This window comes from Pseudomonas sp. Tav-5-1A, from assembly GCF_055755055.1.
In genome coordinates this window covers 567,104-590,218 of the sequence record NZ_CM146901.1, presented here as the reverse complement: position 1 = coordinate 590,218, position 23,115 = coordinate 567,104, and the positions used below count along the sequence as shown (strand labels likewise).

The 23,115-nt window shown below is 65.1% G+C and carries 21 protein-coding genes and 1 riboswitch; of the genes, 8 read left to right on the top strand and 13 right to left on the bottom strand.

The window, feature by feature from the left end; all coding sequences use genetic code 11:
* Positions 1 to 10: 10 nt before the first annotated feature.
* From AC0J42_RS02735 to AC0J42_RS02720, 4 genes are all read right to left on the bottom strand, one after another.
* The gene (locus AC0J42_RS02735; protein ID WP_473005189.1) at positions 11 to 619 is read right to left on the bottom strand and encodes a YqiA/YcfP family alpha/beta fold hydrolase; all 609 of its coding nucleotides are present in this window, start codon (positions 617 to 619) and stop codon (positions 11 to 13) included.
* Positions 620 to 1,072: 453 nt separating this feature from the next.
* On the bottom strand, positions 1,073 to 1,888 hold the full coding sequence (gene cpdA / locus AC0J42_RS02730; RefSeq protein ID WP_473005188.1) for a 3',5'-cyclic-AMP phosphodiesterase: 816 nt from the start codon (positions 1,886 to 1,888) through the stop codon (positions 1,073 to 1,075).
* A 167-nt stretch (positions 1,889 to 2,055) separates the two neighbouring features.
* Positions 2,056 to 2,508: a DUF1249 domain-containing protein gene (locus AC0J42_RS02725; RefSeq protein WP_416422129.1), complete on the bottom strand. Its 453-nt coding sequence runs from the start codon at positions 2,506 to 2,508 to the stop codon at positions 2,056 to 2,058.
* Positions 2,499 to 3,110, bottom strand: coding sequence for an NUDIX domain-containing protein (locus tag AC0J42_RS02720; protein WP_416422128.1), 612 nt, complete (start codon positions 3,108 to 3,110; stop codon positions 2,499 to 2,501). Before AC0J42_RS02720 ends, AC0J42_RS02725 begins: the two co-directional genes overlap by 10 nt.
* A gap of 214 nt (positions 3,111 to 3,324) precedes the next feature.
* On the opposite strand from AC0J42_RS02720, the gene AC0J42_RS02715 reads away from it, so the two are divergent.
* A complete protein-coding gene (locus AC0J42_RS02715; RefSeq protein WP_416422127.1) occupies positions 3,325 to 4,071 on the top strand; it encodes an RsiV family protein in 747 nt (248 codons plus the stop codon).
* Here the strand turns inward: AC0J42_RS02715 and cytX are convergent.
* Together cytX and thiC are read right to left on the bottom strand one after the other, a co-directional pair.
* Positions 4,040 to 5,326, bottom strand: a complete 1,287-nt coding sequence (gene cytX, locus AC0J42_RS02710) for a putative hydroxymethylpyrimidine transporter CytX (protein WP_416422126.1) — start codon at positions 5,324 to 5,326, stop codon at positions 4,040 to 4,042. The genes AC0J42_RS02715 and cytX overlap by 32 nt on opposite strands.
* A 136-nt stretch (positions 5,327 to 5,462) precedes the next feature.
* A complete protein-coding gene (thiC, locus tag AC0J42_RS02705) occupies positions 5,463 to 7,352 on the bottom strand; it encodes a phosphomethylpyrimidine synthase ThiC (RefSeq protein ID WP_473005187.1) in 1,890 nt (629 codons plus the stop codon).
* A 153-nt stretch (positions 7,353 to 7,505) separates the two neighbouring features.
* A riboswitch (TPP riboswitch) is annotated at positions 7,506 to 7,611 on the bottom strand.
* A gap of 134 nt (positions 7,612 to 7,745) precedes the next feature.
* Between thiC and AC0J42_RS02700 the strand changes: the two genes are divergently transcribed.
* Entirely contained in the window at positions 7,746 to 9,188 is a 1,443-nt protein-coding gene (locus AC0J42_RS02700; RefSeq protein ID WP_473005186.1) for a TolC family outer membrane protein, read from the top strand.
* Between the two features lie 27 nt (positions 9,189 to 9,215).
* On the opposite strand, the gene waaA is transcribed toward AC0J42_RS02700, so the two are convergent.
* On the bottom strand, positions 9,216 to 10,493 hold the full coding sequence (gene waaA / locus AC0J42_RS02695; protein WP_473005185.1) for a lipid IV(A) 3-deoxy-D-manno-octulosonic acid transferase: 1,278 nt from the start codon (positions 10,491 to 10,493) through the stop codon (positions 9,216 to 9,218).
* A gap of 30 nt (positions 10,494 to 10,523) precedes the next feature.
* On the bottom strand, positions 10,524 to 11,414 hold the full coding sequence (locus AC0J42_RS02690; protein ID WP_416422122.1) for a LysR family transcriptional regulator: 891 nt from the start codon (positions 11,412 to 11,414) through the stop codon (positions 10,524 to 10,526).
* A gap of 87 nt (positions 11,415 to 11,501) precedes the next feature.
* Here AC0J42_RS02690 and AC0J42_RS02685 point away from each other — a divergent pair, with 87 nt between their 5' ends.
* From AC0J42_RS02685 to AC0J42_RS02670, 4 genes are read left to right on the top strand one after another with little or no spacing between them, the layout of a single operon-like run.
* Positions 11,502 to 11,834: a DMT family transporter gene (locus AC0J42_RS02685; RefSeq protein ID WP_416422121.1), complete on the top strand. Its 333-nt coding sequence runs from the start codon at positions 11,502 to 11,504 to the stop codon at positions 11,832 to 11,834.
* Between the two features lie 42 nt (positions 11,835 to 11,876).
* Positions 11,877 to 13,052: an NAD(P)/FAD-dependent oxidoreductase gene (locus AC0J42_RS02680; protein ID WP_473005184.1), complete on the top strand. Its 1,176-nt coding sequence runs from the start codon at positions 11,877 to 11,879 to the stop codon at positions 13,050 to 13,052.
* Positions 13,049 to 13,861, top strand: a complete 813-nt coding sequence (locus AC0J42_RS02675; RefSeq protein ID WP_416422119.1) for an aldo/keto reductase — start codon at positions 13,049 to 13,051, stop codon at positions 13,859 to 13,861. Before AC0J42_RS02680 ends, AC0J42_RS02675 begins: the two co-directional genes overlap by 4 nt.
* 50 nt (positions 13,862 to 13,911) lie before the next feature.
* Positions 13,912 to 14,880: a metal ABC transporter ATPase gene (locus AC0J42_RS02670; protein WP_416422118.1), complete on the top strand. Its 969-nt coding sequence runs from the start codon at positions 13,912 to 13,914 to the stop codon at positions 14,878 to 14,880.
* Positions 14,881 to 14,994: 114 nt separating this feature from the next.
* On the opposite strand, the gene hldE is transcribed toward AC0J42_RS02670, so the two are convergent.
* From hldE to msbA, 4 genes are all read right to left on the bottom strand, one after another.
* Complete coding sequence (hldE, locus tag AC0J42_RS02665) at positions 14,995 to 16,416, bottom strand: bifunctional D-glycero-beta-D-manno-heptose-7-phosphate kinase/D-glycero-beta-D-manno-heptose 1-phosphate adenylyltransferase HldE (RefSeq protein WP_416422117.1); 1,422 nt, start codon at positions 16,414 to 16,416, stop codon at positions 14,995 to 14,997.
* A gap of 87 nt (positions 16,417 to 16,503) precedes the next feature.
* The gene (gene cysC, locus AC0J42_RS02660) at positions 16,504 to 17,115 is read right to left on the bottom strand and encodes an adenylyl-sulfate kinase (RefSeq protein WP_473005183.1); all 612 of its coding nucleotides are present in this window, start codon (positions 17,113 to 17,115) and stop codon (positions 16,504 to 16,506) included.
* Positions 17,108 to 17,809, bottom strand: a complete 702-nt coding sequence (locus AC0J42_RS02655; RefSeq protein ID WP_473005182.1) for a sulfotransferase family 2 domain-containing protein — start codon at positions 17,807 to 17,809, stop codon at positions 17,108 to 17,110. The genes cysC and AC0J42_RS02655 overlap by 8 nt, the downstream gene beginning before the upstream one ends.
* A 161-nt stretch (positions 17,810 to 17,970) precedes the next feature.
* The gene (gene msbA / locus AC0J42_RS02650) at positions 17,971 to 19,773 is read right to left on the bottom strand and encodes a lipid A export permease/ATP-binding protein MsbA (RefSeq protein ID WP_473005181.1); all 1,803 of its coding nucleotides are present in this window, start codon (positions 19,771 to 19,773) and stop codon (positions 17,971 to 17,973) included.
* 106 nt (positions 19,774 to 19,879) lie between these two features.
* Between msbA and AC0J42_RS02645 the strand changes: the two genes are divergently transcribed.
* The gene (locus AC0J42_RS02645; protein WP_473005180.1) at positions 19,880 to 20,524 is read left to right on the top strand and encodes a protein kinase family protein; all 645 of its coding nucleotides are present in this window, start codon (positions 19,880 to 19,882) and stop codon (positions 20,522 to 20,524) included.
* 119 nt (positions 20,525 to 20,643) lie between these two features.
* Entirely contained in the window at positions 20,644 to 21,789 is a 1,146-nt protein-coding gene (locus tag AC0J42_RS02640) for an integrase core domain-containing protein (protein WP_473003419.1), read from the top strand.
* 114 nt (positions 21,790 to 21,903) lie between these two features.
* Here the strand turns inward: AC0J42_RS02640 and AC0J42_RS02635 are convergent, their stop codons facing one another.
* Positions 21,904 to 23,115 carry an O-antigen ligase family protein gene (locus AC0J42_RS02635; RefSeq protein WP_473005179.1) on the bottom strand — a complete coding sequence of 404 codons (1,212 nt, stop codon included), beginning with the start codon at positions 23,113 to 23,115 and terminating at the stop codon, positions 21,904 to 21,906.

Below are 23,115 nucleotides of genomic sequence, written 5' to 3'. Positions count from 1 at the left end.
AATAAACAGCTCAAAGCTGGGCAAAATCGATGCCGCGGTACAGCCCGGGCTCGATCCCGGCGAAATTCAGCAGGCTCGGCAGCTGCGCGCCGAAGCCCTGGTAGCCGTGGTCGCCACCGGCCTGGATGCGCAGCGCGCAAGCGCGGTAGAAACGCTCGGCCTGGCGGTAATCAAGGGTTTCATCGGCCGTCTGCAGCCACACTTGATAACGCAGGGGGTCTTGCGGGGCCGCCACTTCCAGGGCGGCCAGGGCGTCCACGTGGTCCAGGGTCAGTTCCCAGCTCTCACCGGTATACAGGTTTTGCTGGGTGCCGAGGAAACCGTCGAACAGGCGGTGCGGGTTGACCACCGGGTTGATCAGCAGGGCCTTGAGGCCGTGGCGCTCGGCCAGGTGAGTGGCATAGTAGCCGCCCAGCGAGCTTCCCACCAGCAAGGGCGCGCCCAGCTCGGCGATGGCGGCGTCCAGCTGGCCAATGGCCTCACGTGGATGATGGTGCAAAGCCGGCACCCGCAGCTGCCCTTCCAGGCCCATGCGCTGCATGACCTCGGTGAGCATGCTGGCCTTCTTCGACGCCGGCGCGCTGTTCAAACCGTGGATATAGAGAATGGAACCCGTCACGCCGACACCTCCCTTGCAAAAGGCGCCCAGTTTACAGCGCCTTGGTGACGTTTAGGCAGGGGAAGAGGTTCTGTAACGATTTTATGGCTCGCTGACCACCGTAGCCGCTGCCGCCAGGCTGCGCTGGCCCAGGTTTTCGCTGGAGTTTTTCAGTGTACCCAAGGGCCAGCGCAGCCTCCGGCAGCGGCTACGGTGCCGGCTGCGAGTCGTTGCATCCTGGCAGTTCACTATGTTCATCGCTGCCCCAGGTTTTCAACCATCTGCTGACTTGATCTCCGCTCGAATGATTACCGGACAGCTGGTAATCCCTCCAAGACTCCAGAGCCTCAATGCAGAAACACTTCTGCAGACTCTCTTGGGCATGGGCGCCGACGGTGCTGCCTTCGACGATCAGTACACTGACATCCTGGCGTTGCCCTAATTTGGTGCCTCGCGATTCGTCATCCATGGCTATTAATACCCTTCGGCGGCCATGTCTGGGGTGAACTCGAAGCCTTCGAGCCGCGAAACCCCTGTTTCAATCTTCCCGTCCGGCAACAACCGCAACCACCGGTAGCCCGGCGCCAGCTCGTCCAGGGCGAAATCCTCGCTGCCTGGCTTGAACTGGATGCAGGTGGACGGCGAGGCGATCAGCCGCACGCCGTTGCGCTCGCGCTCGAAGTCCTGGTGGATGTGGCCCCACAGCAGCGCGCGGGCCTGTGGGAAGCGGTCGAGCACCTCGAACAGCGCGTGGGGGTTGCGCAGGCCGATGGGCTCCATCCATGGACAGTCGATGGACACCGGGTGGTGGTGGAAGCAGATCAGGTGATGGCGCTCCGGGGCCTCGCTGAGGGCCTGGGCCAGCAGTTGCAACTGGTCGTCGGCCAGGTAACCCGGTACCGAGCCGGTCACCGACGAATCAAGCAGGGTGATACGCCAGTTGCCCAGGTCGACCACCGGTTGCAGGTAGTCACGGCCCTGTGCGGCCTGCTCCATCGGCAACGGCTCGTCGTGGTTGCCGGCGAACCAGCGCTTGGGCGCCTGGATGGGTGCGGTCAGCGCCTCGAAGCGCTGGTACGACTCCAGGCTGCCGTCCTGGGACAGGTCGCCGCTGGCCACCACCAGGTCGATGCGCGGCTGCTCGGCCAGCACCTTCTCGACCACCCGCGCAAGGCTGCCGGCGGTCTTCAGGCCCAGCAGGGCGCCGTCGACGTCGGCGAACAGGTGGCTGTCCGAAATCTGCACCAGCAGCACGGCTTCGTCGGTGGTGGGGGTGGGTGCGCTCGGCAAGGCCGTCTCCTTCAGGAGGTACCAGCAAGGATTATGGTGGGGATGCGGGCGGGGGGCAAACGCGGGGGCGGGATGTGGCTCACATCTGCGGATAAAAAGCCTGAACGTGGCCAGGCCTGGAGCTGCACGGCGCAGGTGTTGTCTCGTCCTTGAGATCGAGGGGTTTGCTAGCGCACATACTCATACTCATGCCCACACGCCAGGCAATGGCTCAGCCACTCTCCCAGGAACAGGTTCAACTGCGCCTTCTCGTCGGGCTGGTGCATGCTGGCGTTGGGGTACGGGTACACGCTGCGGAAGCGGCGGGCGTGTTCGGCGCTGACCACTTCGGCCATGCGCGCGTCGTGGTAGACCTGCACTTCCAGCTGCGGCACCGGCAGCCAGGGCAGGCTGTGCTCCTGGCGCACGCGCAGGGTGGTGGTATAGGGGCAGGCGAGCAGCACCTCCAGGGTGAGCACGCCCAGCATCTGCTCGCCCTGGGTCATGGCCACTTTGCGCGAATGCTGTTCATGGCGCATGTTCGGCAACAGGCGCATCAGGCGCGCGTAGTTTGCCTCGCAGGCTGCCTGCAGGCCGACCAGGTCGACACGGTAGCGGTCGCGCAACAGGTTCACTTCCACAGCCCCCTGACTTCCTCGCGGTTCAACGCCAGCCACTGCAGGGCGATGATCGTTGCCGCGTTGATGATCTTGCCATCGCGCACGGCCTGCAGGGCGTCTTCGAACGCCCATACCGTGACGCGGATGTCCTCGTTCTCGTCCTTCAGGCCGAACAGGCCGCCCACGCCTTCGCTGCTGCAGTGCCCCAGGTACAGATGCACGAACTCGGTGCTGCCGCCTGGCGAAGGGAAGTACTTGGTGATCGGCCAGAGCGACTGCAGCACAAGCCCAGCTTCCTCCTCGGCCTCGCGGTGCGCAACTTCTTCCGGTTGCTCGGCCTTGTCGATCAGACCGGCAACCATCTCCACCAGCCAGGGGTTGGCAGTTTTCAACATGGCACCGACGCGGAACTGCTCCAGCAGCACCACTTCGTCGCGCCTGGGGTCGTAGGGCAGCACGCACACGGCGTCGTGGCGCACGAACACTTCGCGGGTCATGTCCTTGCTGGTGCCGCCATCGAACAGCTCATGGCGCAGGTGCAGGCGGTCCAGTTGGTAGAACCCCTTGTAGCAGTTCTCGCGCTTGAGGATCTCGACCTTGGTCGGCTGTGCCCTGTCTGTCATGTAAAACCTCGTCATCGTCCGTGCAGCTTCGCGCCATCCTAACTGCGATGCCAGCGCTTTGCAGCCCCTTTGAACCGCCATTCGCGCCCGGCAAGATAGGCGGCAGGGCCCCAGCCCGTTACTATTGAGCTTAGTGGCGAACTGAAGGCGATGCCGAGAGTCGAAGCACGACAACATTTGCCCGCAACCCCCTTCCTGACCGTCAAGGAACACCATGTCGCTTCTGAAATTCACGTCCATGGCCGCCGTGGCCCTGACATTGGGCGCCTGCCAAAGCCTGTTTCAGCCGAGCATGAACAAACCGCTGGACACCCGCCGCGACGCCTTCGAGCACACCAAGCCTGGCTGCACGGCGCCGGACTGCCCGCTGTTCAACCTGGACGTGATCCATTTCCCTGGCGAGCCGGCCCTCGACCCGATCATGGAACGCGGCATGCTGCAGTTGACCCGCACCGACGCCGACGCGCCGCTGCCCACCTCCCTGAAAGCCTACGAAGACAGCTTCCTGGCCCACGCGCCCAACCGCTACGGCAGCTACCTGCAATCGAAGGTACGCGACCAGCATGACGGGCTGGTGATCGTGGAGGTGTCGAGCTACCTGGACACCGGCGCGCCAGAGGGCGTCCCCGGCCGCGACTTCATCAACTGGTCGCGCCAGCAGCACAAGGTGCTGACGCTGGCGGACATGCTGGTGCCCGGCGAAGAACCGGCGTTCTGGAAGGCCGCGGAAGAGGCCCACCGCGGCTGGCTGGTGGACAACGGCCTGGCCAGCGACCCCAAGTTCGTCAAGGACTGGCCGTTCAAGCACACCACGCACATCGCCCTGACCTCGGCAGGCATCATCCTCAAGTATGACGTCAACACCATCGCCCCCTATGCGCTGGGGCAGGCCGAGATCAAGGTCGACTACCAGCGGCTCAATGGCGTGATCAAGCCGGCACTGTTTCCCGGCCGCGGCTGAAGGCCGCCAGCACCGCGTGCAGCACCCCGGCCAGCAGCAGTGACGGCAGGGTAGCGCCGACCTCGGGGTAGAGGTTGGCCAGCACGTGGTAGGTGGCGATGCCGCCCACCCAGGCCACCAGCGCGGTCCAGCGCAGCGGCACGGCCGGGGCCTGGGCACTGCGCTTGCGCAGGATGAAGTGGTCCACCAGCACCACGCCGAACAGCGGCGCGAACACCGAGCCAATCAGCAGCAGGAAGTTCTGGTACTGCGCCAGCGGCGCGAAGCAGGCAATCAGCGTGCAGACGATGCCGATGGCCAGCGCCAGGTGCTCGACCTTCAGGCGCACCAGCAGGCCGGTGGACACCGCTGCCGAGTGAATGTCGGCGAAGGCGTTTTCCGACTCGTCCAGCAGGATCAGCAGCAGCGGGATACCCAGCCCGGCGCCGGCCAGCGCCAGCAGCAGCGCGTTGGTTTCGCCGCTCGGCGCGAAGGCCAGGGTGTAGGCAACGCCCAGGCTCATCAGCCAGAAGTTGCCGATGAAGAAGCCCAGCACGGTGCCGCCGAACACGCCCTTGGCCGCACGGCCGAAGCGCGAATAGTCGGCGATCAGCGGCAGCCAGGACAGCGGCATGGCGATGGCAATGTCGAAGCCCACCGCGAAACTCATGCTGCCGTCGCCGGCCTTGGCCCACAGGGCGCCCAGGTCGGCCTTGGCGAACAGGTTCCAGGTCAGCCACAGGCAGGCGGCCAGCAGCAGCCAGATGCCCCATTTGCGCAAAAACTTGCGCACGAAGGTCAGCGGGCCGCTGACCGCGAGCAAGGTGGCCAGGGCACCGAACACCAGGGTCCAGAGCATCGGCTGGGTGAGCGCGCTGCCCTCGCCAAACGCCCGCGCGCCGAGCAGGCTGGCGGCGTCGCGCATCACGATGATTTCAAACGCGCCCCAGCCGATCAGCTGCAGCAGGTTGAGCAGCGCCGGCAGCGCGGCGCCATGTTGGCCCAGGCTCAGGCGCAAGGCGGCCATGGACGACAGGCCGGTGTCGCTGCCAATCACGCCGACGGCGGCCAGCAGCACCACGCCTACCGCGGTGCCGAGCAGAATCGCCAGCAACGAACCCGACAGGCCCAGGCCCGGCGCCAGCAGCGCACCGGTCTGCAGCACCATCAGGCCGATGCCCAGGGAGAACCACAGGGAAAACAGGTCCCGCGCGCCGAACACGCGCTGGGACGAAGGGACGGCAACGTCCGGAGAGTAATGGCTGGGTGTGTTCAATTTGGATCTCGGAGGAGATGGGTTGTTATGCACATTGGGACTGTGGGAGCTGGCTTGCCAGCGAGCTTTTCAAAGCCGCCGAAAAGCTCGCTGGCAAGCCAGCTCCCACAGTTATTCGTGAAGATTCAACGCAGTGTCAGACCTTCTGGTACAGCTGGCTGCCTTCCTGCTTGAAGCGCGCGGCCTGCTCGCGCATGCCCTCCTCCATGGAGATATCCACAGCCTCGATCTTCTGGTTCGCCGCGTATTCGCGCACTTCCTGGGTGATCTTCATCGAGCAGAACTTCGGCCCGCACATGGAGCAGAAGTGCGCCACCTTGGCCGAGTCCTTGGGCAGGGTTTCATCGTGGTAGGCGCGCGCGGTATCCGGGTCCAGGCCCAGGTTGAACTGGTCTTCCCAGCGAAACTCGAAGCGCGCCTTGCTCAGGGCATTGTCGCGGATCTGCGCGCCGGGGTGCCCCTTGGCCAGATCGGCGGCATGGGCGGCGATCTTGTAGGTGATGATGCCGGTCTTCACGTCATCCTTGTTCGGCAGGCCCAGGTGTTCCTTGGGCGTGACGTAGCAGAGCATGGCGCAGCCGAACCAGCCGATCATCGCCGCGCCGATGCCCGAGGTGATGTGGTCGTAACCGGGGGCGATGTCGGTGGTCAGCGGGCCCAGGGTGTAGAACGGCGCCTCGTCGCAGCACTCCAGCTGCTTGTCCATGTTCTCCTTGATCAACTGCATGGGCACGTGGCCCGGGCCTTCGATCATGCACTGCACGTCATGCTTCCAGGCGATCTTGGTCAGCTCGCCGAGGGTTTCCAGCTCGCCGAACTGCGCTTCGTCGTTGGCGTCGGCAATGGAGCCGGGGCGCAGGCCGTCGCCCAGCGAGAAGCTGACGTCGTAGGCCTTCATGATCTGGCAGATTTCGTCGAAATGGGTGTAGAGGAAGTTCTCCTTGTGGTGCGCCAGGCACCACTTGGCCATGATCGAACCGCCGCGGCTGACGATACCGGTGACGCGCTTGGCGGTCAGCGGCACGTAGCGCAGCAGCACGCCGGCGTGAATGGTGAAGTAGTCCACGCCCTGCTCGGCCTGTTCGATCAGGGTGTCGCGGAACAGCTCCCAGGTGAGGGCCTCGGCCACGCCGTTGACCTTCTCCAGCGCCTGGTAGATCGGCACGGTGCCGATGGGCACCGGCGAGTTGCGGATGATCCACTCGCGGGTTTCATGGATGTGCTTGCCGGTGGACAGGTCCATCACCGTGTCCGAGCCCCAGCGGATGCCCCAGGTCAGCTTGGCCACTTCTTCCTCGATGGAGGAGCCCAGGGCGCTGTTGCCGATGTTGCCGTTGATCTTCACCAGAAAGTTGCGGCCGATGATCATCGGCTCCAGCTCGGTGTGGTTGATGTTGGCAGGGATGATGGCGCGGCCGCGGGCGATCTCTTCGCGCACGAACTCGGCGGTGATCTCCTTGGGGATGCTGGCGCCGAAGCTGTGGCCCTTGTGCTGTTCTTTCAGCAGGCCGGCGGCGCGAGCCTCGGCCAGCTTCATGTTCTCGCGGATGGCCACGTACTCCATCTCGGCGGTGATGATGCCCTGGCGCGCGTAGTGCATCTGGCTGACGTTGGCGCCGGCCTTGGCCCGGCGCGGGTTGCGCACGTGGGCGAAGCGCAGCTTGGTCAGTTCTTCGTCGTTGAGGCGCTGCTGGCCGAAGTGGGAGCTCAGGCCGTCCAGGCGCTCGGTGTCGCCACGGTCGTCGATCCACGCCGAACGCACGTCGGCCAGGCCCTTGCGCACATCGATCACCACGTTGGGGTCGGTGTAGGGGCCGGAGGTGTCGTACACGGTGACCGGGGCGTTGATCTCGCCACCGAAGTCAGTGGGCGTCACGTCCAGGCTGATTTCACGCATGGGCACGCGGATGTCGGGGCGCGAGCCCTGCACATAGACTTTTTGCGAACGGGTGAACGGTTGTACCGATTGCGCGTCGACCTGGGCCGATTCGCTCAGGTGGGCAAGGTTTTTTTCTTGTTTACTCATCACAGGCTCTCCAGACAGCATCCAGCAGTGGAATGTCGGGAGTGGAACCTGAAAAGGCACGGACTGCACCTGGGGCGGTGCTGTGCTTTGGCCGTCGCAAACTGCTCACAAAATGAACAATTTCCCGGACGAAGCACAAGAGGACTCGCCGGGAGGACGAGAAATCTTGTTCCCTACGCAGGCGCTAACCTGATCAGGTTCAACGGGATCCGGATTAACCGATCTCAGCCTTTCACTCAAGGCACCCCGACAAGAACCCAGTCAGTCTAGACGCGCGGCAGGCAAAACGCCAAGGGTTGTGTGATGGTGCTGGATAAATGGCGGATATGCCGGATTGTTGCAGCACGCCCGTGCAACTACACTCGCACAGCGTTTAATTACAAGGATTGAATCATGCTGCGCAAAATTGCACTGGCGATTGCGGTGTCAGGTGCGTTCAACGCAATGTTACAGGCAGCAGAGATTGCGCCACTGGCCAGCCGTACCGACCTGGTCAGCGTGTATCAGGAAGCCGTGAACAACAACGCCGACCTGGCCGCCGCCCGCGCCGACTACGCCGCCCAGAGCGAAGTGGTGCCCCAGGCCCGCGCCGGGCTGCTGCCCAACCTGTCGGCCGGCAGCGACATCACCAACGTGCGCACCCAGCTCGACGAGCCGGCGCAGACCACCACGCGCAGCGGCACCAGCTACCAGGCCACGCTCAGCCAGCCGATATTTCGCGCCGACCGCTGGTTCCAGTTCAAGGCGGCCAAGGCCGTGAACGAACAGGCGGCCCTGCAGCTGTCAGCCACCGAGCAGAACCTGATCCTGCAGACCGCCGAGGACTATTTCAGCGTGCTGCGCGCCCAGGACACCCTGGCCGCCACCAAGGCCGAGGAAGCGGCGTTCAAGCGCCAGCTCGACCAGTCCAACGAGCGCTTCAACGTGGGCCTGTCGGACAAGACCGACGTGCTGCAATCCCAGGCCAGCTACGACACCGCCCGCGCCAACCGCATCCTCGCCCAGCGCCAGGTGGACGACGCCTTCGAGGCCCTGGTGACGCTGACCAACCGCGACTACAACTCGGTGCAGGGCGTGGTGCATACCCTGCCGGTGCTGCCGCCCAGCCCCAACGACGCCAAGACCTGGGTCGAGACCGCCTCGCAGCAGAACCTCAACCTGCAGGCCAGCGCCTTCGCCGTCACCAGCGCCGAGGAAACCCTGCGCCAGCGCAAGGCCGGCCATGCCCCCACGGTGGACGCGGTGGCCAAATACGAGAAAGGCGACAACGACCTGCTGGGCTTCAGCAACCCCAGCCCGTTCCCCGGCGTGACCTACCACGGTGACGTGGAACAGCGCACGGTGGGCCTGCAGGTGAACATCCCGCTGTACAGCGGCGGCCTCACCAGCTCCCAGGTGCGCGAGGCCTACCAGCGCCTGAGCCAGAGCGAGCAGCAGCGCGAAGGCCTGCGCCGCCAGGTGGTGGAGAACACCCGCAACCTGCACCGCGCGGTGAACACCGACGTGGAACAGGTGCAGGCGCGCAAGCAGTCGATCATCTCCAACCAGAGCGCGGTGGAGGCGACCGAGATCGGCTACCAGGTGGGCACGCGCAACATCGTCGACGTGCTGGATGCGCAGCGGCAGCTGTACTCGTCGGTGCGTGACTACAACAACAGCCGCTACGACTACATCCTCGACAACCTGCGTTTGAAGCAGGCCGCCGGGACACTCAGCCCACAGGATCTGCAGGACCTGGCGCGCTGGCTGAAGCCTGACTACAACCCGGACAAGGACTTCCTGCCGCCGGACCTGGCCAAGGCTGCGCAGGAGTTACTCAAGCCTGCGAAGAAATAGCCCTGTAGCAGCGGCCGCCAGGCCGCGTCATGGGCGCAACAATTTGCTCAGGCCAACCAACAACCGCTCCAACGCGCCCTGGTTGGCCTGCATCACCGCCAACCCCGCCTGGCCAATGCGCCGGGCATCCTGCGGCAGCTCGATCAACTTGCGTACCGCCTCTGCCAACCCCGCCGCATCATCGACCTCGATCAACGCATCGGCCTGGCGCAGCATCGCCGCAATCTCCAGAAAGTTGAACACATGTGGCCCACTTAGCACTGGCTTGGCCAGTGCCGCCGGTTCCAGCAGGTTGTGGCCGCCATTGGGCACCAGGCTACCGCCGACAAAAGCGCTGTCGGCCAGGGCATAGAGAAACAGCAGTTCGCCCATGGTGTCGCCGACCAGCACCTGGTGCTGCGCGCCCACCACCTCGCCACTGGAGCGGCGCACACTGGCAAACCCTTGGCCCACGCTGAGCTCGAACACGCTGTTGAAGCGTTCCGGGTGCCGTGGCACCAGGATCAGCAAGGCGTCGCCATGCAGGGCCAGCAACTGACGGTGGGCCGCCAGGACAATGGCGTCCTCGCCCTCGTGGGTGCTGGCGGCGATCCAGATCGGCCGGCTGCCGGCCTGCCATGCCTGGCGCAGCGCAGCAGCACGTTCCAACAGATGGCTATCGACCTTCAGGTCAAACTTGATCGAGCCGGTCACCTGCACGCACTCAGGCCGTGCGCCCAGCTGGCGGAAGCGTTCGGCCTCGGTCTCGGTCTGCACCGCAATCAGGCTCATCTGCGCCAGCATCGGCGCCGTCAGCTTGGCGAACTTCGCATAGCCGCGCGCCGAGCGCTCCGACAGCCGCGCGTTGGCCAGCGCCACCGGGATGCCGCGCAGGGCGCACTGGTGAATGTGGTTGGGCCACAGTTCGGTTTCCATGATCACCGCCAGGCGTGGCTGCACATGATCCAGAAAACGCCCCGCCGCCCACGGCAGGTCATACGGCAGGTAGCAATGCTGTACCCGTGGCTCGTTGCCGAACAGCGCCTGGATGCGCTCGGAACCGGTAGGGGTCATGCAGGTGATGGTGATCGGCAGCTCGGGGTGGCGCAGCAGCAGTTCGCGAATCATCGGCGCGGCGGCGATGCTCTCGCCCACCGACACCGCGTGCACCCAGATACCGCCGGTGCGCATGGCTGGCAGGTTGCGCGCGAAGCGCTCGCCGATCCGCTTGGCATAGGCCGGCGCCTTGCGTGCACGCAGCCACAGCCGCAACGCTACCAGTGGCAGCCCCAGGTGAAACAGCAGGGTATAGAGAGTTCTGTTCATGGCGGCGGAGTTTACTAGCAGCGCGGCCGCTTAACCAATGGCCCGCAAGTGCCAGGTAAAGCACTCGGCCAGGTAACGCGCGGCCGGGCCCAGCGGCTCGTCGCGGCGCCACACCAGTTCAACCACCAGCGCCGGCGGCACCCATTCGCTGTTCAGCTCCACCATCTGCTGCTGGTACGCCGGGTACTGCACCACATGCCGTGGCAGCCAGGCCCAGCCCAGGCCGCGCATCAGCAGCTCGGCCATCACGTAGAAGCTGTCGGCGCGCCAAATCTGCGGGCTGATGGGGTCGCCGCCGGGGTAGCGGCTGCTTTCCAGGGCCACCAACAGCTGGCGGTGCCGGGCCAACTGCTGGCGGCTGACGTGGGCGTGGCTGGCCAGCGGATGGTCGACCGAACACACGGTGACCATCTCGACGCTGCCCAGGGCGCGGCGTTCAAGCGCGGCGGGCATGTGCTCATGGTGAAACAGCAAGCCCAGGTCGGCACGGCGCTCCACCAGCTTGCGCGCCACGTCGCCCGGCGCGCTGTTGGCCAGTTGCACTTCCACCGCGGGGTAGCGGCCCGCCAGCTTCTCCAGGCTGTCGAGCACCGGCTGGTAGGGCATGGCCTCGTCCTGGGCCAGGCGCAGCTGCGCTTCCTGGCCGCGGTGCAGGGCCAGCGCGCGGCCGTCCAGGCGCTCGCACTGGCGCAGCAGCTCCCGGGCTTCTTCCAGCAGCGCCCTGCCCGCCTCGGTGAGCTGCGGCTGGCGGCCGCTGCTGCGGTTGAACAGGCTCACGCCCAGGTCGTCCTCGAGCAGGGCAATCGCGCTGCTGACTGCCGACTGGGCACGGCCCTGCTGCCGCGCCACGGCGGAAAACGAACACTGCTCGGCCACCTGCACGAACAGCTGGATCTGCTCCAGATTCCATTGGATGCCCATGGCAACCTATCTCCAATAGCGATAGGTATTCACTTTACCTCATCTGCCCAGCCTCTAGAATGCGAGCCATCTCAAGAGGGTTCACACATGACTGCCTACTACTTCCTCGCTATCGCCATCTGCTGCGAAGTCATCGCCACCACCAGCATGAAAGCTGTAAAGGGCCTGAGCACCCCGCTGCCGTTGATCCTGGTGATCTGCGGCTACGCCATCGCGTTCTGGATGCTGATTCTGGTGGTGCGGGTGATTCCCGTCGGCGTGACCTACGCCATCTGGTCGGGCATGGGCATCGTGCTGGTGAGCATCGCCGCGCTGGTGGTCTACGGGCAGAAACTGGACATGCCCGCCATCGCCGGCATGGGCCTGATCCTGCTGGGCGTGGTGGTGATCCAGCTGTTCTCGAAAACCGCCGGGCACTGAGTCTGTATACTGCGGGTCTGTTTTCGCCTGTGAGGTTGCTTGATGTCTTCCGCTATTTCCACTGACGTGCTGATTGTCGGCGCCGGCATCGCTGGCCTGTGGCTCAACGCCCGCTTGCGGCGCCTGGGCTATTCGACCGTGCTGGTGGAAAACGCCAGCCTGGGCGGCGGGCAGAGCCTCAAGTCCCAGGCCATCATCCATGGCGGCGCCAAGTACGCGCTGCACGGTGCACTGACGGGCGCCAGCGAGGCCATCGCCGACATGCCGCGGCGCTGGCGCGAGGCCCTGGCCGGCACCGGCGAGGTGGACCTGAGCGGCGTGCGCGTGCTGTCCCAGGCCCATTACCTGTGGTCGCCGGGCACTATCGCGGGCAACCTCACCAGTTTCTTCGCCAGCAAGGCCGTGCGTGGCCGCGTCGACCAGGTCAAGGGCGACGAGCTGCCGCCGGCGCTGCAGGACAAGGCCTTCAAGGGCAAGGTCTACCGCCTGGCCGAGCTGGTCATCGACACCCCCGGCGTAATCGAGCGCCTGGCGCAACTGGGCGGTGACGGCCTGCTGGCCGGCGAACGCCTGGAACCGCTGTTGGACAACGGCCAGCTGGCCGGCCTGCGCGTCGACGGCCGCGAGATCCGCGCCCAGCGCGTGGTGCTCAGCGCCGGTGCCGGCACTGCCGAGCTGCTGGCCAGCCTGGGCGTGGACCAGCCGGCCATGCAACGCCGGCCGCTGCACATGATTCTGGCCAAGGGCGCCAGCCTCAAGCCGCTGTACGCCCACTGCCTGGGCGGTGGCACCAAGCCCCGCATCACCGTGACCACCCACCCGGCGGCCGATGGCCAGTGGGTGTGGTACCTGGGCGGCGATATCGCCGAGGCCGATGGCGTGGCCCGCTCGCCGGCCGAGCAGATCGCCACCGCGCAGAAGGAACTGGAGCAACTGCTGCCCTGGGTCGACCTCAGCCAAGTGCAGTGGGCCACCCTGCGCGTGGACCGCGCCGAGCCGGCACAGTCCGGCCTGGTGCGTCCCGACAACGCCTTCCTGGCCGAACAGGGCGCGCTGCTGGTGGGCTGGCCGACCAAGCTGGCCCTGGCGCCGGACTTCGCCGACCGGGTCATCGCCAGCCTGGAAGGCGCCGGCATCATGCCGGGCAACCACGCACCGCTGCCGGCCCTGCCCCGCCCGCCCATGGGCCAGACCCCTTGGGAGCAGCTGCTGCCATGACCGTCGCCACCTTGCACAACCTGCACCGCCCGCTGGGCAGCACCGGCCTCAGCGTCTCGCCGCTGGGCCTGGGCACCGTCAAGCTGGGCCGTGACCAAGGGGTGAAATACCCCAACGGCTTCACCATTCCCGACGACGCGCAGGCGCGCCAGTTGCTGGACCAGGCGCGCCAGTTGGGCATCAACCTGATCGACACCGCGCCTGCCTACGGCACCAGCGAAACCCGCCTGGGCCCGCTGCTGCGCGGCCAGCGCCAGGACTGGGTGATTGTCAGCAAAGTGGGCGAAGAGTTCGAGGCCGGCCAGTCCCGCTTCGACTTCAGCGCCGAACACACGCGCTTCTCCGTGGAACGCAGCCTCAAGCGCCTGGAAACCGACTTCATCGACCTGGTGCTGGTGCACTCCGATGGCAACGACCTGGCCATTCTCGAGCAGACCGGGGTGTACGAAGCCCTGGCGCGCCTGAAGCAGGAAGGCAAGATCCGCGGCTTCGGCTTCTCCGGCAAGACCGTGGCCGGCGGCCTGAAAGCGCTTGAGGCCGGCGATTGCGCCATGGTCACCTACAATCTCAACGAACAGGGCGAACGCCCGGTGCTGGACTACGCTGCCACGCACGGCAAGGCCATCCTGGTGAAGAAGGCCCTGGCCAGCGGCCACGCCTGCCTGAGCCCGGGCACCGACCCGGTGCGCGCCAGTTTCGAGCTGCTGTTCGCCCACCCTGGTGTCGCCAGTGCTATTGTCGGCACCATCAACCCGTTGCACCTGGCCCACAACGTGGCCACCGCAGCCGCTGTGATACGCGGGAGCTGACACATACGGAGCCGCCCACGCGGCCGACCCCGACGCAAGGAGGAGCCGACATGCCGCGTACCCTGATAAGAAAAAACCCCAGCAACTTCAAGACCCTGCCGCTGTTCGTCGAAGCCACGCCCGAAGGCCTGAGCTACCAGAGCATCGGCATGCCGCTGAACTTCGCGCAGACCCTGCAGCGCCGCCGCCAGGTGGCCGTCGAAGACCCCCAGCGCTTCTCCCTGGAGCTGGCCAACCTGGGCGTGTCGGTGCGCCTGACCCTGACCTGGCAGAACCGCGACTACTGGATTCTGGTCCGCCAGCGCCGCCAGGACCGCGGCGACGTGGTGCTCAAGCTGATCTCCGGCTACGTGCCGGCCCACGAGCTGAACCTGCCGTTGCTCACCGCCATCCAGGAGGTGGCCGAGGAATGCCTGCTGGAAACCAGCGAAGGCTGGCTGGTCGGCAAATTCAACGACACCTGGCTGCCCACGCCCTACACCGGCGCCCTGCACTACCGCGAGAAAATGCCGTTCAAGCTGCGGCCGCTGTCCGGCGCGGCGCTGCCGGTGCGCACCGGCAGCCTGAACCTGATCGAGCGGCCACGCGCCTACGTGCACCTGCCCACGGCGTCGCTGCAGCTGGTGTACGACTTGCGCCTGGAAGTGCCGAAGGAAGTGAAGTCGCTGAGCCTGTTCCACGTCGACGAGCGGCTGGAGAACGACCAGTTGGTGGCGCGGCTGGACCGCAGCAAGCCGGACCTGTATCTGATGCCGGTGGACGACGGCAAGCCGGCCGCCGAGCTGTACACGCTAAAGAAGGGCCAGCTGCACCCGGCCAGCACGCGCGGCGTGCACCTGGCCGAAAGCTTCGCCCAGCAGCAGGGCTGGGTGGTGCACGACGAGCGGATTCGCTGGAAGGACTGGCTGCACCAGCAGGGGCTGGCGCCGGTGCATCAACCGCGCACCGGGCTGCGCAAACTGACGCACAAGGCGCGGGCGCTGCTGCGCCTGGCGCGTGGCAATTTGCATAAAACCTGAGTAGACACACAACCCCGTAGCCGCTGCCGCAGGCTGCGCTGGCCCTGTGCCTCGCCGGAGATCTCCGGTGTGCAATCGGGCCAGCGCAGCCTGCGGCAGCGGCTACGCAGGGCGTCAGTTGCTGCGGATTTTCTCGACGATGGCGGTGGTCGAGCTGTTCTCCACCAGCCCCAGCACCTTCACGGTGCCACCGTAGGCGCTGACGATGTCGGCGCCCACTACCTGGTCCACCGAGTAATCACCGCCTTTCACCAGCACGTCGGGACGCACGTGGGTCAGCAGGTTTTCCGGGGTGCCTTCGCTGAAGCTGATCACCCAGTCCACTGCGCCCAGCCCAGCGAGCACGGCCATGCGCCGATCGACGCTGTTGATCGGCCGGCCCGGGCCTTTCAGGCGGCTCACCGAGGCGTCGTCGTTGACCGCCACGATCAGCCGGTCGCCCTGGGCGCGGGCCTGCTCCAGGTAGGTTACGTGGCCGGCGTGCAGAATGTCGAAGCAGCCGTTGGTGAAGACGATCTTCTCGTTGTGCGCGCGGGCATCCTCGATCGCCAGCAGCAGCTGGTCGAGGCCCAGCACACCGCGCTCCGAACCTTCTTCGCGCTGGATGGCGCGGCGCAGTTCCGGGGCGCTGATGGCCGCGGTACCCAGCTTGCCAACCACGATGCCCGCAGCCAGGTTGGCCAGGGCCACGGCGTGGGGCAGTTCCTCGCCCGCGGCAATGGCAGCGGCCAGGGTGGAAATCACCGTGTCGCCGGCACCGGTCACGTCGAACACTTCGCGGGCACGGGCTGGCAGGTGAAGCGCCGGGTGGCCCGGGCGCAGCAGGGTCATGCCGTGCTCGCCACGGGTCACCAGCAAGGCGCCCAGCTCCAGGTCGCTCATCAGCTTGGCGCCCTTGGCCACCAGCTCGGCCTCATCGGCGCAACCGCCAACGATGGTCTCGAACTCGCTGAGGTTCGGGGTGATCAGGCTGGCCCCACGGTAGATGGAGAAGTCCTTGCCCTTGGGGTCGGCCAGCACCGGGATACCCTTGGCGCGGGCAGCCTGGATCAGGCTCTGGTGGTTCTTCAACGCGCCCTTGCCGTAGTCGGACAGCACCAGCACCTTGATGCCTTCGAGCAAGGCGTCGACTTCGGCGCCCAGCGACAGCGGATCGGTGGCGAAGGGTTCTTCGAAGTCGATGCGCAGCAGTTGCTGGTGGCGGCTCATCACCCGCAGCTTGACGATGGTCGGCTGGTGGGCGATGCGTTGGAAATGGGCACGCACGCCTGCAGCGTGCAGGCTGTTGGCGAGGCTCTCGGCCGCCTCGTCCTGGCCGGTGACACCCACCAGCGAAGCGGGGGCGCCAAGGGCGGCGATGTTCAGGGCAACGTTGGCCGCGCCACCTGGGCGATCCTCGATCTGCTCGACCCGTACCACCGGCACCGGTGCCTCAGGCGAAATGCGTGAGGTACCGCCATGCCAATAGCGGTCGAGCATGACATCGCCGACCACCAGGACAGGGGCTTGATCGAATCGCGGCATGGACAACTTCATGGGCAACCCACATACAAAATAGACAAGGGCGCGATATTAACACAGGGCGGCGCTTGCCTTCAGAAGGCATGCGACCGGCTGGCTCGCTCAAGGGATCTGCAGGCGGTCCAGCAGCATGGCGGTGGCCTGGCCGAGGTCCAGCAGCTCGGTGTCGATGTCGCAATCTGCGTCCAGAGGGGCCTCATAAGGGCTGTCCAGGCCGGTAAAATCCTTGATCTGGCCGCTCAGGGCTTTCTGGTAAAGGCCCTTGGGGTCGCGCCGCGCACAGGTGGCGAACGAGGTGCTGACATACACGCTGAAGAATTCGCCCGGCCCGAACAGTGCCTTCGCGGCGTCACGCTCCGCGCGGAACGGCGAAATCGCCGAGACGATGACGATCAGCCCGGCGTCCACCATCAGCCGCGCCACTTCGGCAACCCGGCGGATGTTCTCCCTGCGCGCCGCGGCGCTCATGCCCAGGTCGTTGCACAGCCCGCCGCGCACGTTGTCGCCGTCGAGCAGGAAGGTGTGCAGCGAGCGCTGGTTGAGTTGCACCTCCAGGGCATTGGCCAGGGTCGACTTGCCGGCCCCCGACAACCCGGTCATCCAGATGCACCGCGGGCGCTGGCCCTTGATGGCGGCCCGGGCCTGCACCGGCACGGCCAGGGTATAGGGGCGTATCTGTGGTTGCTCACCACGGCGCAGCAGCACTTCATTCATAGCCAAGCAACTCATAGTCACGTTGATAGGCGCGGCGCACCAGGCGCCGGGTTCGTACACTGCAGAACTCCCGGGCCAGGGCTTCGACCCGGTTGCGCGAGCGGTTGACCAGCGGCAGCTCGCGGCTCACGCCGAAGCGCTCGCACAGCTGGCCGAAGTCGCGCTGGATATGCTCCTGGCGGCCGATGAAGTCCATCGACAGGTGGCCCAGGGAGTCCACCAGGAAATCGGTCTGCGGCGCGAAATGGATCTGCTTGCGCAGGTTGTCCCCATGCAACCAATGGCTGACGAAGGTGTTGAAGTCGTTGTAGCGGCTGACCATCGCATGGGCCTGGCCGTCGCGGGCGTTGGGGCGCCCCTTGAGGTAGGCGAACGCCGAATACGCGCGCTCCAGCGGGTCGCGCACGAAGGCAAACTTGAAGCTTGCGGCGAATTGCTCGGGAAACTGCTGCTCGTACCAGTACAGGGGTATATGACCGGGGAACCAGCCGTCGAACAGCGCCGTGCTGACACTGCTGCCCGCGCACTTGGGCACATGGATGAACAGGCAGCCGCGTTCGGCGAACGCCTGGGGAAATGTCAGGGAGCCGGACATGGACTTGTTCACAGCCTGGCGGTCGACCACGGACAGGCGCCCCAGCAGGAACGCCCGCTGGGGCTTTGGAAGCAACTTCCAGATCATACGTTGCAGCATTGCAGCACCCGAGTGTTAAAGGCGGGCCCCGTGTGGGTTACCCGCGCATCGAGGGCAGACAATAGCAACTGGCAGCTGAAGAAATATTTAGCCTTGGTCAACAACGTAAAGGGGGCGACACATATGCCGCCCCCCAGGTACCACGCGCTTTACATTGGCCGTCAGGTGATGTCGGCGGTCACCGGCTCGTCCAGGCCCATGGCGTGCAGCTTGGCGTAGAAGCCGTTGTGCGCCAGCAGCTCGTCGTGGGTGCCACGCTCGACGATACGGCCCTGGTCCATCACCAGGATCAGGTCGGCTTTCTCGATGGTCGACAGGCGGTGCGCGATCACCAGGGTAGTGCGGCCTTTCATCACCTGGTCCAGGGCCGCCTGGATATGCCGCTCGGACTCGGTGTCCAGCGCCGAGGTGGCCTCGTCGAGGATCAGCACCGGAGCGTTCTTGAGCAGCGCACGGGCAATGGCTAGGCGCTGGCGCTGGCCACCGGACAGCAGCACGCCGTTCTCGCCCACCTGGGTGTCGAAGCCTTCGGGCAGCTGCTCGATGAACTCCTTGGCATAGGCATCGGCCGCGGCTTTCTCGATGTCGGCGCGCGGGGCGCCGGCCAGGTCGCCGTAGGCGATGTTGTTGGCCACGGTGTCGCTGAACAGCGTGACATGCTGGGTGACCTGGGCGATGTGGCGGCGCAGGTTGATCAGCTTGAAGTCCTCGACCTCGACACCGTCGATCAGAATTTCACCCTGGTCGTGGTGGTAGAAACGCGGGATCAGGCTGGCCAGGGTCGACTTGCCACTGCCCGAACGCCCCACCAGCGCCACCATCTGCCCCGGCTCGACGCTGAAGCTGATGTCGTCCAGCACACGGCGGTCGGTTTCCGGGTAGGTGAAGCTCAGGTTGCGCACTTCCAGGCGGCCGCTGACGCGGTCGCGCTCCACGGTGCCGGTGTCGACTTCCGGGGTCTCGTCCAGCTGTTCGAAGATGCTTTCCGCGCCCGCCACACCTTTCTGGATGGTGGAGCTGACCTCGGACAACTGGCGGATCGGCTTGGGCAGCAGGCCGGCCAGGGTGATGTAGGCGATCATGTCGCCAGCCGAGGCGTCGCCACGCAGGAACAGCACCAGGAACATCAGCACGGCCATGGCCGTGTAGATCACCAGTTGCAGCATCGGCGTGTAGATGGAACCGGTGCGGGTCATGCGCAGTTGCTTGTCGGTGTTGCTCTGGCTGGCGGCCAGGAAGCGATCACGCTCGAAGGCCTCGCCACCGAAGCTGCGCACCACGCGGTAGCCCTGGATGGTCTCGGAGGCCACGTGGGTGACGTCGCCCATGGCCACCTGGATCTTCTTGCTCTGCTTGCGGAATTTGCCGCTGGCGGTGCGCACCATGATCGCGATCAGCGGCAGGATGGCAACCATCACCAGGGTCAGGCGCCAGTTCATCAGCAACAGCGAGCCGAACAGGAACACCACGGTCATGCCTTCGCGAATCACTACCTTGACGGCGTCGGTAGCCGCGCCCGTGACCATGGTCACGTTGAAGGTGATGCGCGAGATCAGGCGCCCGGAGTTGTTCTGGTCGAAATAGCGGTTGGGCAGCGTCAACAGGTTGTTGAACAGCTCGATGCGCAGGTCCTGCACCAGGCCCAGGGAAACCTTGGCAAGGAAGTAGTTGCCCAGGTACGACCCCAGCCCCTGCCAGGCGGCGATCAACACGATCAGCAGCGGCACCGCCTGCAACAGGCGCAGGTCACGCAGGTAAGGGACCGTGGGGAACAGCGAGGCGTTGGGGTTGGTCAGGCCATCCACGAAGTACTTGAGGATGTAGCCCAACATCGGTTGCGTGGACGCGAAAATGAGGAAGCCCACGATGCTCAAGGCGAAAATGCCTACATATGGCCGCATATAAGACAGCAGGCGGAAGTAGACCTTGAGGCTGGACGGTTCGGCTTTTTCTGACTGACTCATAGAAATCTGCACGTACAAGAGAGCGGAAATACTAACACAGGGTCGGCCGGTTAAGCGTATGGGGCCCGGCTGGGGTATGATAGCCGGCTATTTTCAGGGGGCCGGCATGCAAAGACTCGACTACGCGGACTATCAGGTCCTTCGCCAGGGCGCCCGGGTGATCGAGGCCGACGGCCACGGCGAGAAGGTACTGCTGCTGCCCGATGGCAACTTCCTCAAGCTGTTCCGCCGCAAGCGCGTCATCACCTCCGCCGCCCTGTTCCCCTACGCCCAGCGTTTCGCCAGCAACACCGAGGCCCTGCGCAAGCGTGACATTCCTTGCCCGCGCATCCTGGCCACCTACCGGGTGGCCGAGATCGAGCGCGACGTGGTGCACTACGCGCCACTGCCCGGCGACACCCTGCGCCAGCTGATCACCGGGGCGGTGCCGCCGCCGCGGGCGCTGCTGACCCAATTCGCCACCTTCGTCGCCGGGCTGCATGAACGCGGCGTGTATTTCCGCTCGCTGCACCTGGGCAACGTGGTGATGACGCCGGAAGGCGAGCTGGGGCTGATCGACATCGCCGACCTGCGCACCTACCCCTGGGCCCTGCGCAAGAGCCTGTGCCTGCGCAACTTCCAGCACATGTTGCGCTACGAGCAGGACCGCGACTGGCTGATGCAGGACGGCGGCCTGCCATTCTTCCAGGCCTACGCCACCCATGCGCCGCAGCGCTGGGACAGCGGCCAGCTGGCTGAACGCCTGAGCTGACCCGCCTGAAATCTCCCTGTGGGAGCTGGCTTGCCAGGGTGTGAACCGGATACATCCTTTACGTTTTAAACCGGAGACATCGTTTACAGGTTATTAACCATGGTCAGGAGGTCCTGACCATGCCCTGGAATCGAGAATCCGTGATGGATCAAAAAATCACTCTGGTTGCCGAATGGCATTCCGGCCTTTACTCAAAAACCCAGCTTGCCGCTCGCCATGGCTTGTCACGGCCGACATTGGACAAGTGGCTTGCTCGTTACGCCGAGCAGGGTGTCGACGGCCTCAAGGAGGCTTCTCGGCGCCCCTCTTCCTGTCCCGCGCAGACCAGCGACCACCTCCTTCAACTTCTTCTTGAACAGAAGCGCCAGCATCCAACGTGGGGCCCTAAAAAGCTGGTTGCCCTGCTTCAGCGTGAGCATCCTGAAATGACGGTGCCGGCGCCTAGTACAGCTGGGGAGTGGCTGAGGAAATTTGGCTTGGTGAAGGCCAGGCGGCAGTTCAACAGGCCTTCCACAGGCCCCAAGACCATGCGGCCAGCAGACGAGCCGAATCAGACCTGGGCAGCGGACTTCAAGGGCAGCTTCAAGCTCAAAGGCGGGCAGCGCTGCCATCCCCTGACGATCACTGACCATGCCAGCCGCTTTTTGCTGTTATGCAAGGCCCAGCCTGACGTCAGCAATGCACGTGAAGGCTTTGAGTGGGCGTTTCACGAATTCGGCTTGCCTGATGTTATTCGCACCGACAATGGGTCGCCGTTTGCCTCGACAGGCTTTTCTCGCCTTTCGTCGCTGTCAGTCTGGTGGATTCGTCTTGGTATTTTTCCAGAGCTCATACAGCTTGGAAGGCCTGATCAAAATGGGCGCCATGAGCGTATGCACCGTACCCTGAAAGATGACCTTTTGTGCGCTCCTGAAACCACATTGATCCAGCAGCAACTGGCCTTTGAGCGTTTCCGGGAAGAGTTCAACTACGTCAGGCCGCACGAAGCACTGGACATGATGACTCCTGCCCGAATCTACACACCCTCGGTTAGGCAATACCATGGCAAGGTTCCTGCGTTCGACTACTCGTCGGAGGATGTCGTCAGACGGGTGCGATTGAACGGGCACATAAAATGGAAGGGGAAATCGCTATTCCTGAGCGAAGCCTTGATCGGGGAAGCGGTCGGGATGCGGGAAGTTGATGATGAGGTGTGGGATCTGTATCTGTGCAATCATCGTTTAGGCAGGCTTGAGCGCGGTGCAAAGCGCTTCTCAAGCCTGTAAAGATGTAAACGATGTCTCCGGTTTATTTTGTAAAGGATGTCCCGCTCGCACCCAGCGAGCTGTTGATGCCCTGAAAGCTCGCTGGCAAGCCAGCTTCCACAAAGACAGTTGCTGCTACGGGGCTTCGGTGGGTTTGCGGGGCAGGCACATGACCAGCAGCACCGGCACCCACACCGCCAGCCACATGGCACGGTTGCGGCCGAACAGGGCGAACACATCGAACTGGATGGCCACGCAGGCAAACACCCAGAACAGCAACGCTGCCATGCCCAGGGCCTGGTGCCGCAGGCGATAGGCCTGCACCCCTACCCAGCCCCACATCACCAGCCACACGCCCGTGGCGATGACGCCGTAGCGAATGGCGGTGTCGAGAATGAAGTTGTGGCAGTGCTCCAGGTCCTGGCCCGGCATGTCCATGCGGTAATCACCACTGATGCCGATGCCTACCCACGGGTGCTCCTTGATGAACCCGACGGCCTGGCGCAGCAGCTCCAGGCGCTCCGAATCGCCCCGCGCCAGCAGCGATGGGTCGAGCCACAGCACCAGGCCGGTGCAGCCCAGGCCCACCAGCGCGGTCAGCCAATGGAATTTCCTGCCCCCGGCCAGCACATAGGCGATAGCCGCGGCAGCCGTCGCCAGCAGCGCGCCACGGCTGCCCGACAACACCACGAACACCAGCGAGCAAAGATTCAGCGCCCCCCACAACACCCGCGCCCAACCCGCGCGCGGCCACCAGGTCAGGCCCATTATCATCAGGCAGGCGATCGAATAGGCCGCCGGGTTGGGGTTGTCCATGAAGCCGCCAAAGCCGAAGAGGCGGTCGATGTGGCGCATCGGGTAGGTCACCAGCCCGGCCAACGCATACAGCCCCGCCAGCGCGCCCCAGAGGATGATCATCAACTGCAGGCCCCAGGAGTTGAACCGCCCCCACAAGGCCCAGCCCAGCACCAGCAGCAGGAACAGCGACTCGCGCTTGACCATGGTCAACGGCATGTCCAGGTTGTCCATGGGCCAGGCCTGGGTCACCAGCGCCCACGCCAGCAGCGCCAGGTACCCCCACAACTCCTTGCGCTCGCGCAGCATCACCCCGGCGTCACGGTAATGGCGCACCAGCAGGTACAGGCTTGGCGCGTAGGCGAACGCCGACAGCAGCCACACGTAGAACTTCAGGTTCGGCGTCAGCAGCACACCCGCCACGCTCCAGAACAGCCCGAAGCCCAACAGCAGGCCGGCGATGCCCAGCTTGCCGCGCAACTGCTGCACGCCCGCCCGGATAGGGCCCACGGCGAAATCGAAATGGTGCTGCTGGGGGTAAAGTGATGCCAC

What these genes read in the sequence shown, in the direction of transcription:
- AC0J42_RS02640 (WP_473003419.1), top strand. Translation starts at nt 20,644, where the DNA reads ATGCCCTGGAATCGAGAATCCGTGATGGATCAAAAAATCACTCTGGTT.
- AC0J42_RS02675 (WP_416422119.1), top strand. Translation starts at nt 13,049, where the DNA reads ATGACCGTCGCCACCTTGCACAACCTGCACCGCCCGCTGGGCAGCACC.
- AC0J42_RS02700 (WP_473005186.1), top strand. Translation starts at nt 7,746, where the DNA reads ATGCTGCGCAAAATTGCACTGGCGATTGCGGTGTCAGGTGCGTTCAAC.
- AC0J42_RS02670 (WP_416422118.1), top strand. Translation starts at nt 13,912, where the DNA reads ATGCCGCGTACCCTGATAAGAAAAAACCCCAGCAACTTCAAGACCCTG.
- AC0J42_RS02655 (WP_473005182.1), bottom strand. Translation starts at nt 17,809, where the DNA reads ATGCTGCAACGTATGATCTGGAAGTTGCTTCCAAAGCCCCAGCGGGCG.
- AC0J42_RS02690 (WP_416422122.1), bottom strand. Translation starts at nt 11,414, where the DNA reads ATGGGCATCCAATGGAATCTGGAGCAGATCCAGCTGTTCGTGCAGGTG.
- thiC (WP_473005187.1), bottom strand. Translation starts at nt 7,352, where the DNA reads ATGAGTAAACAAGAAAAAAACCTTGCCCACCTGAGCGAATCGGCCCAG.
- hldE (WP_416422117.1), bottom strand. Translation starts at nt 16,416, where the DNA reads ATGAAGTTGTCCATGCCGCGATTCGATCAAGCCCCTGTCCTGGTGGTC.
- msbA (WP_473005181.1), bottom strand. Translation starts at nt 19,773, where the DNA reads ATGAGTCAGTCAGAAAAAGCCGAACCGTCCAGCCTCAAGGTCTACTTC.
- AC0J42_RS02645 (WP_473005180.1), top strand. Translation starts at nt 19,880, where the DNA reads ATGCAAAGACTCGACTACGCGGACTATCAGGTCCTTCGCCAGGGCGCC.
- AC0J42_RS02715 (WP_416422127.1), top strand. Translation starts at nt 3,325, where the DNA reads ATGTCGCTTCTGAAATTCACGTCCATGGCCGCCGTGGCCCTGACATTG.
- AC0J42_RS02680 (WP_473005184.1), top strand. Translation starts at nt 11,877, where the DNA reads ATGTCTTCCGCTATTTCCACTGACGTGCTGATTGTCGGCGCCGGCATC.
- waaA (WP_473005185.1), bottom strand. Translation starts at nt 10,493, where the DNA reads ATGAACAGAACTCTCTATACCCTGCTGTTTCACCTGGGGCTGCCACTG.
- cysC (WP_473005183.1), bottom strand. Translation starts at nt 17,115, where the DNA reads ATGAATGAAGTGCTGCTGCGCCGTGGTGAGCAACCACAGATACGCCCC.
- AC0J42_RS02685 (WP_416422121.1), top strand. Translation starts at nt 11,502, where the DNA reads ATGACTGCCTACTACTTCCTCGCTATCGCCATCTGCTGCGAAGTCATC.
- AC0J42_RS02720 (WP_416422128.1), bottom strand. Translation starts at nt 3,110, where the DNA reads ATGACAGACAGGGCACAGCCGACCAAGGTCGAGATCCTCAAGCGCGAG.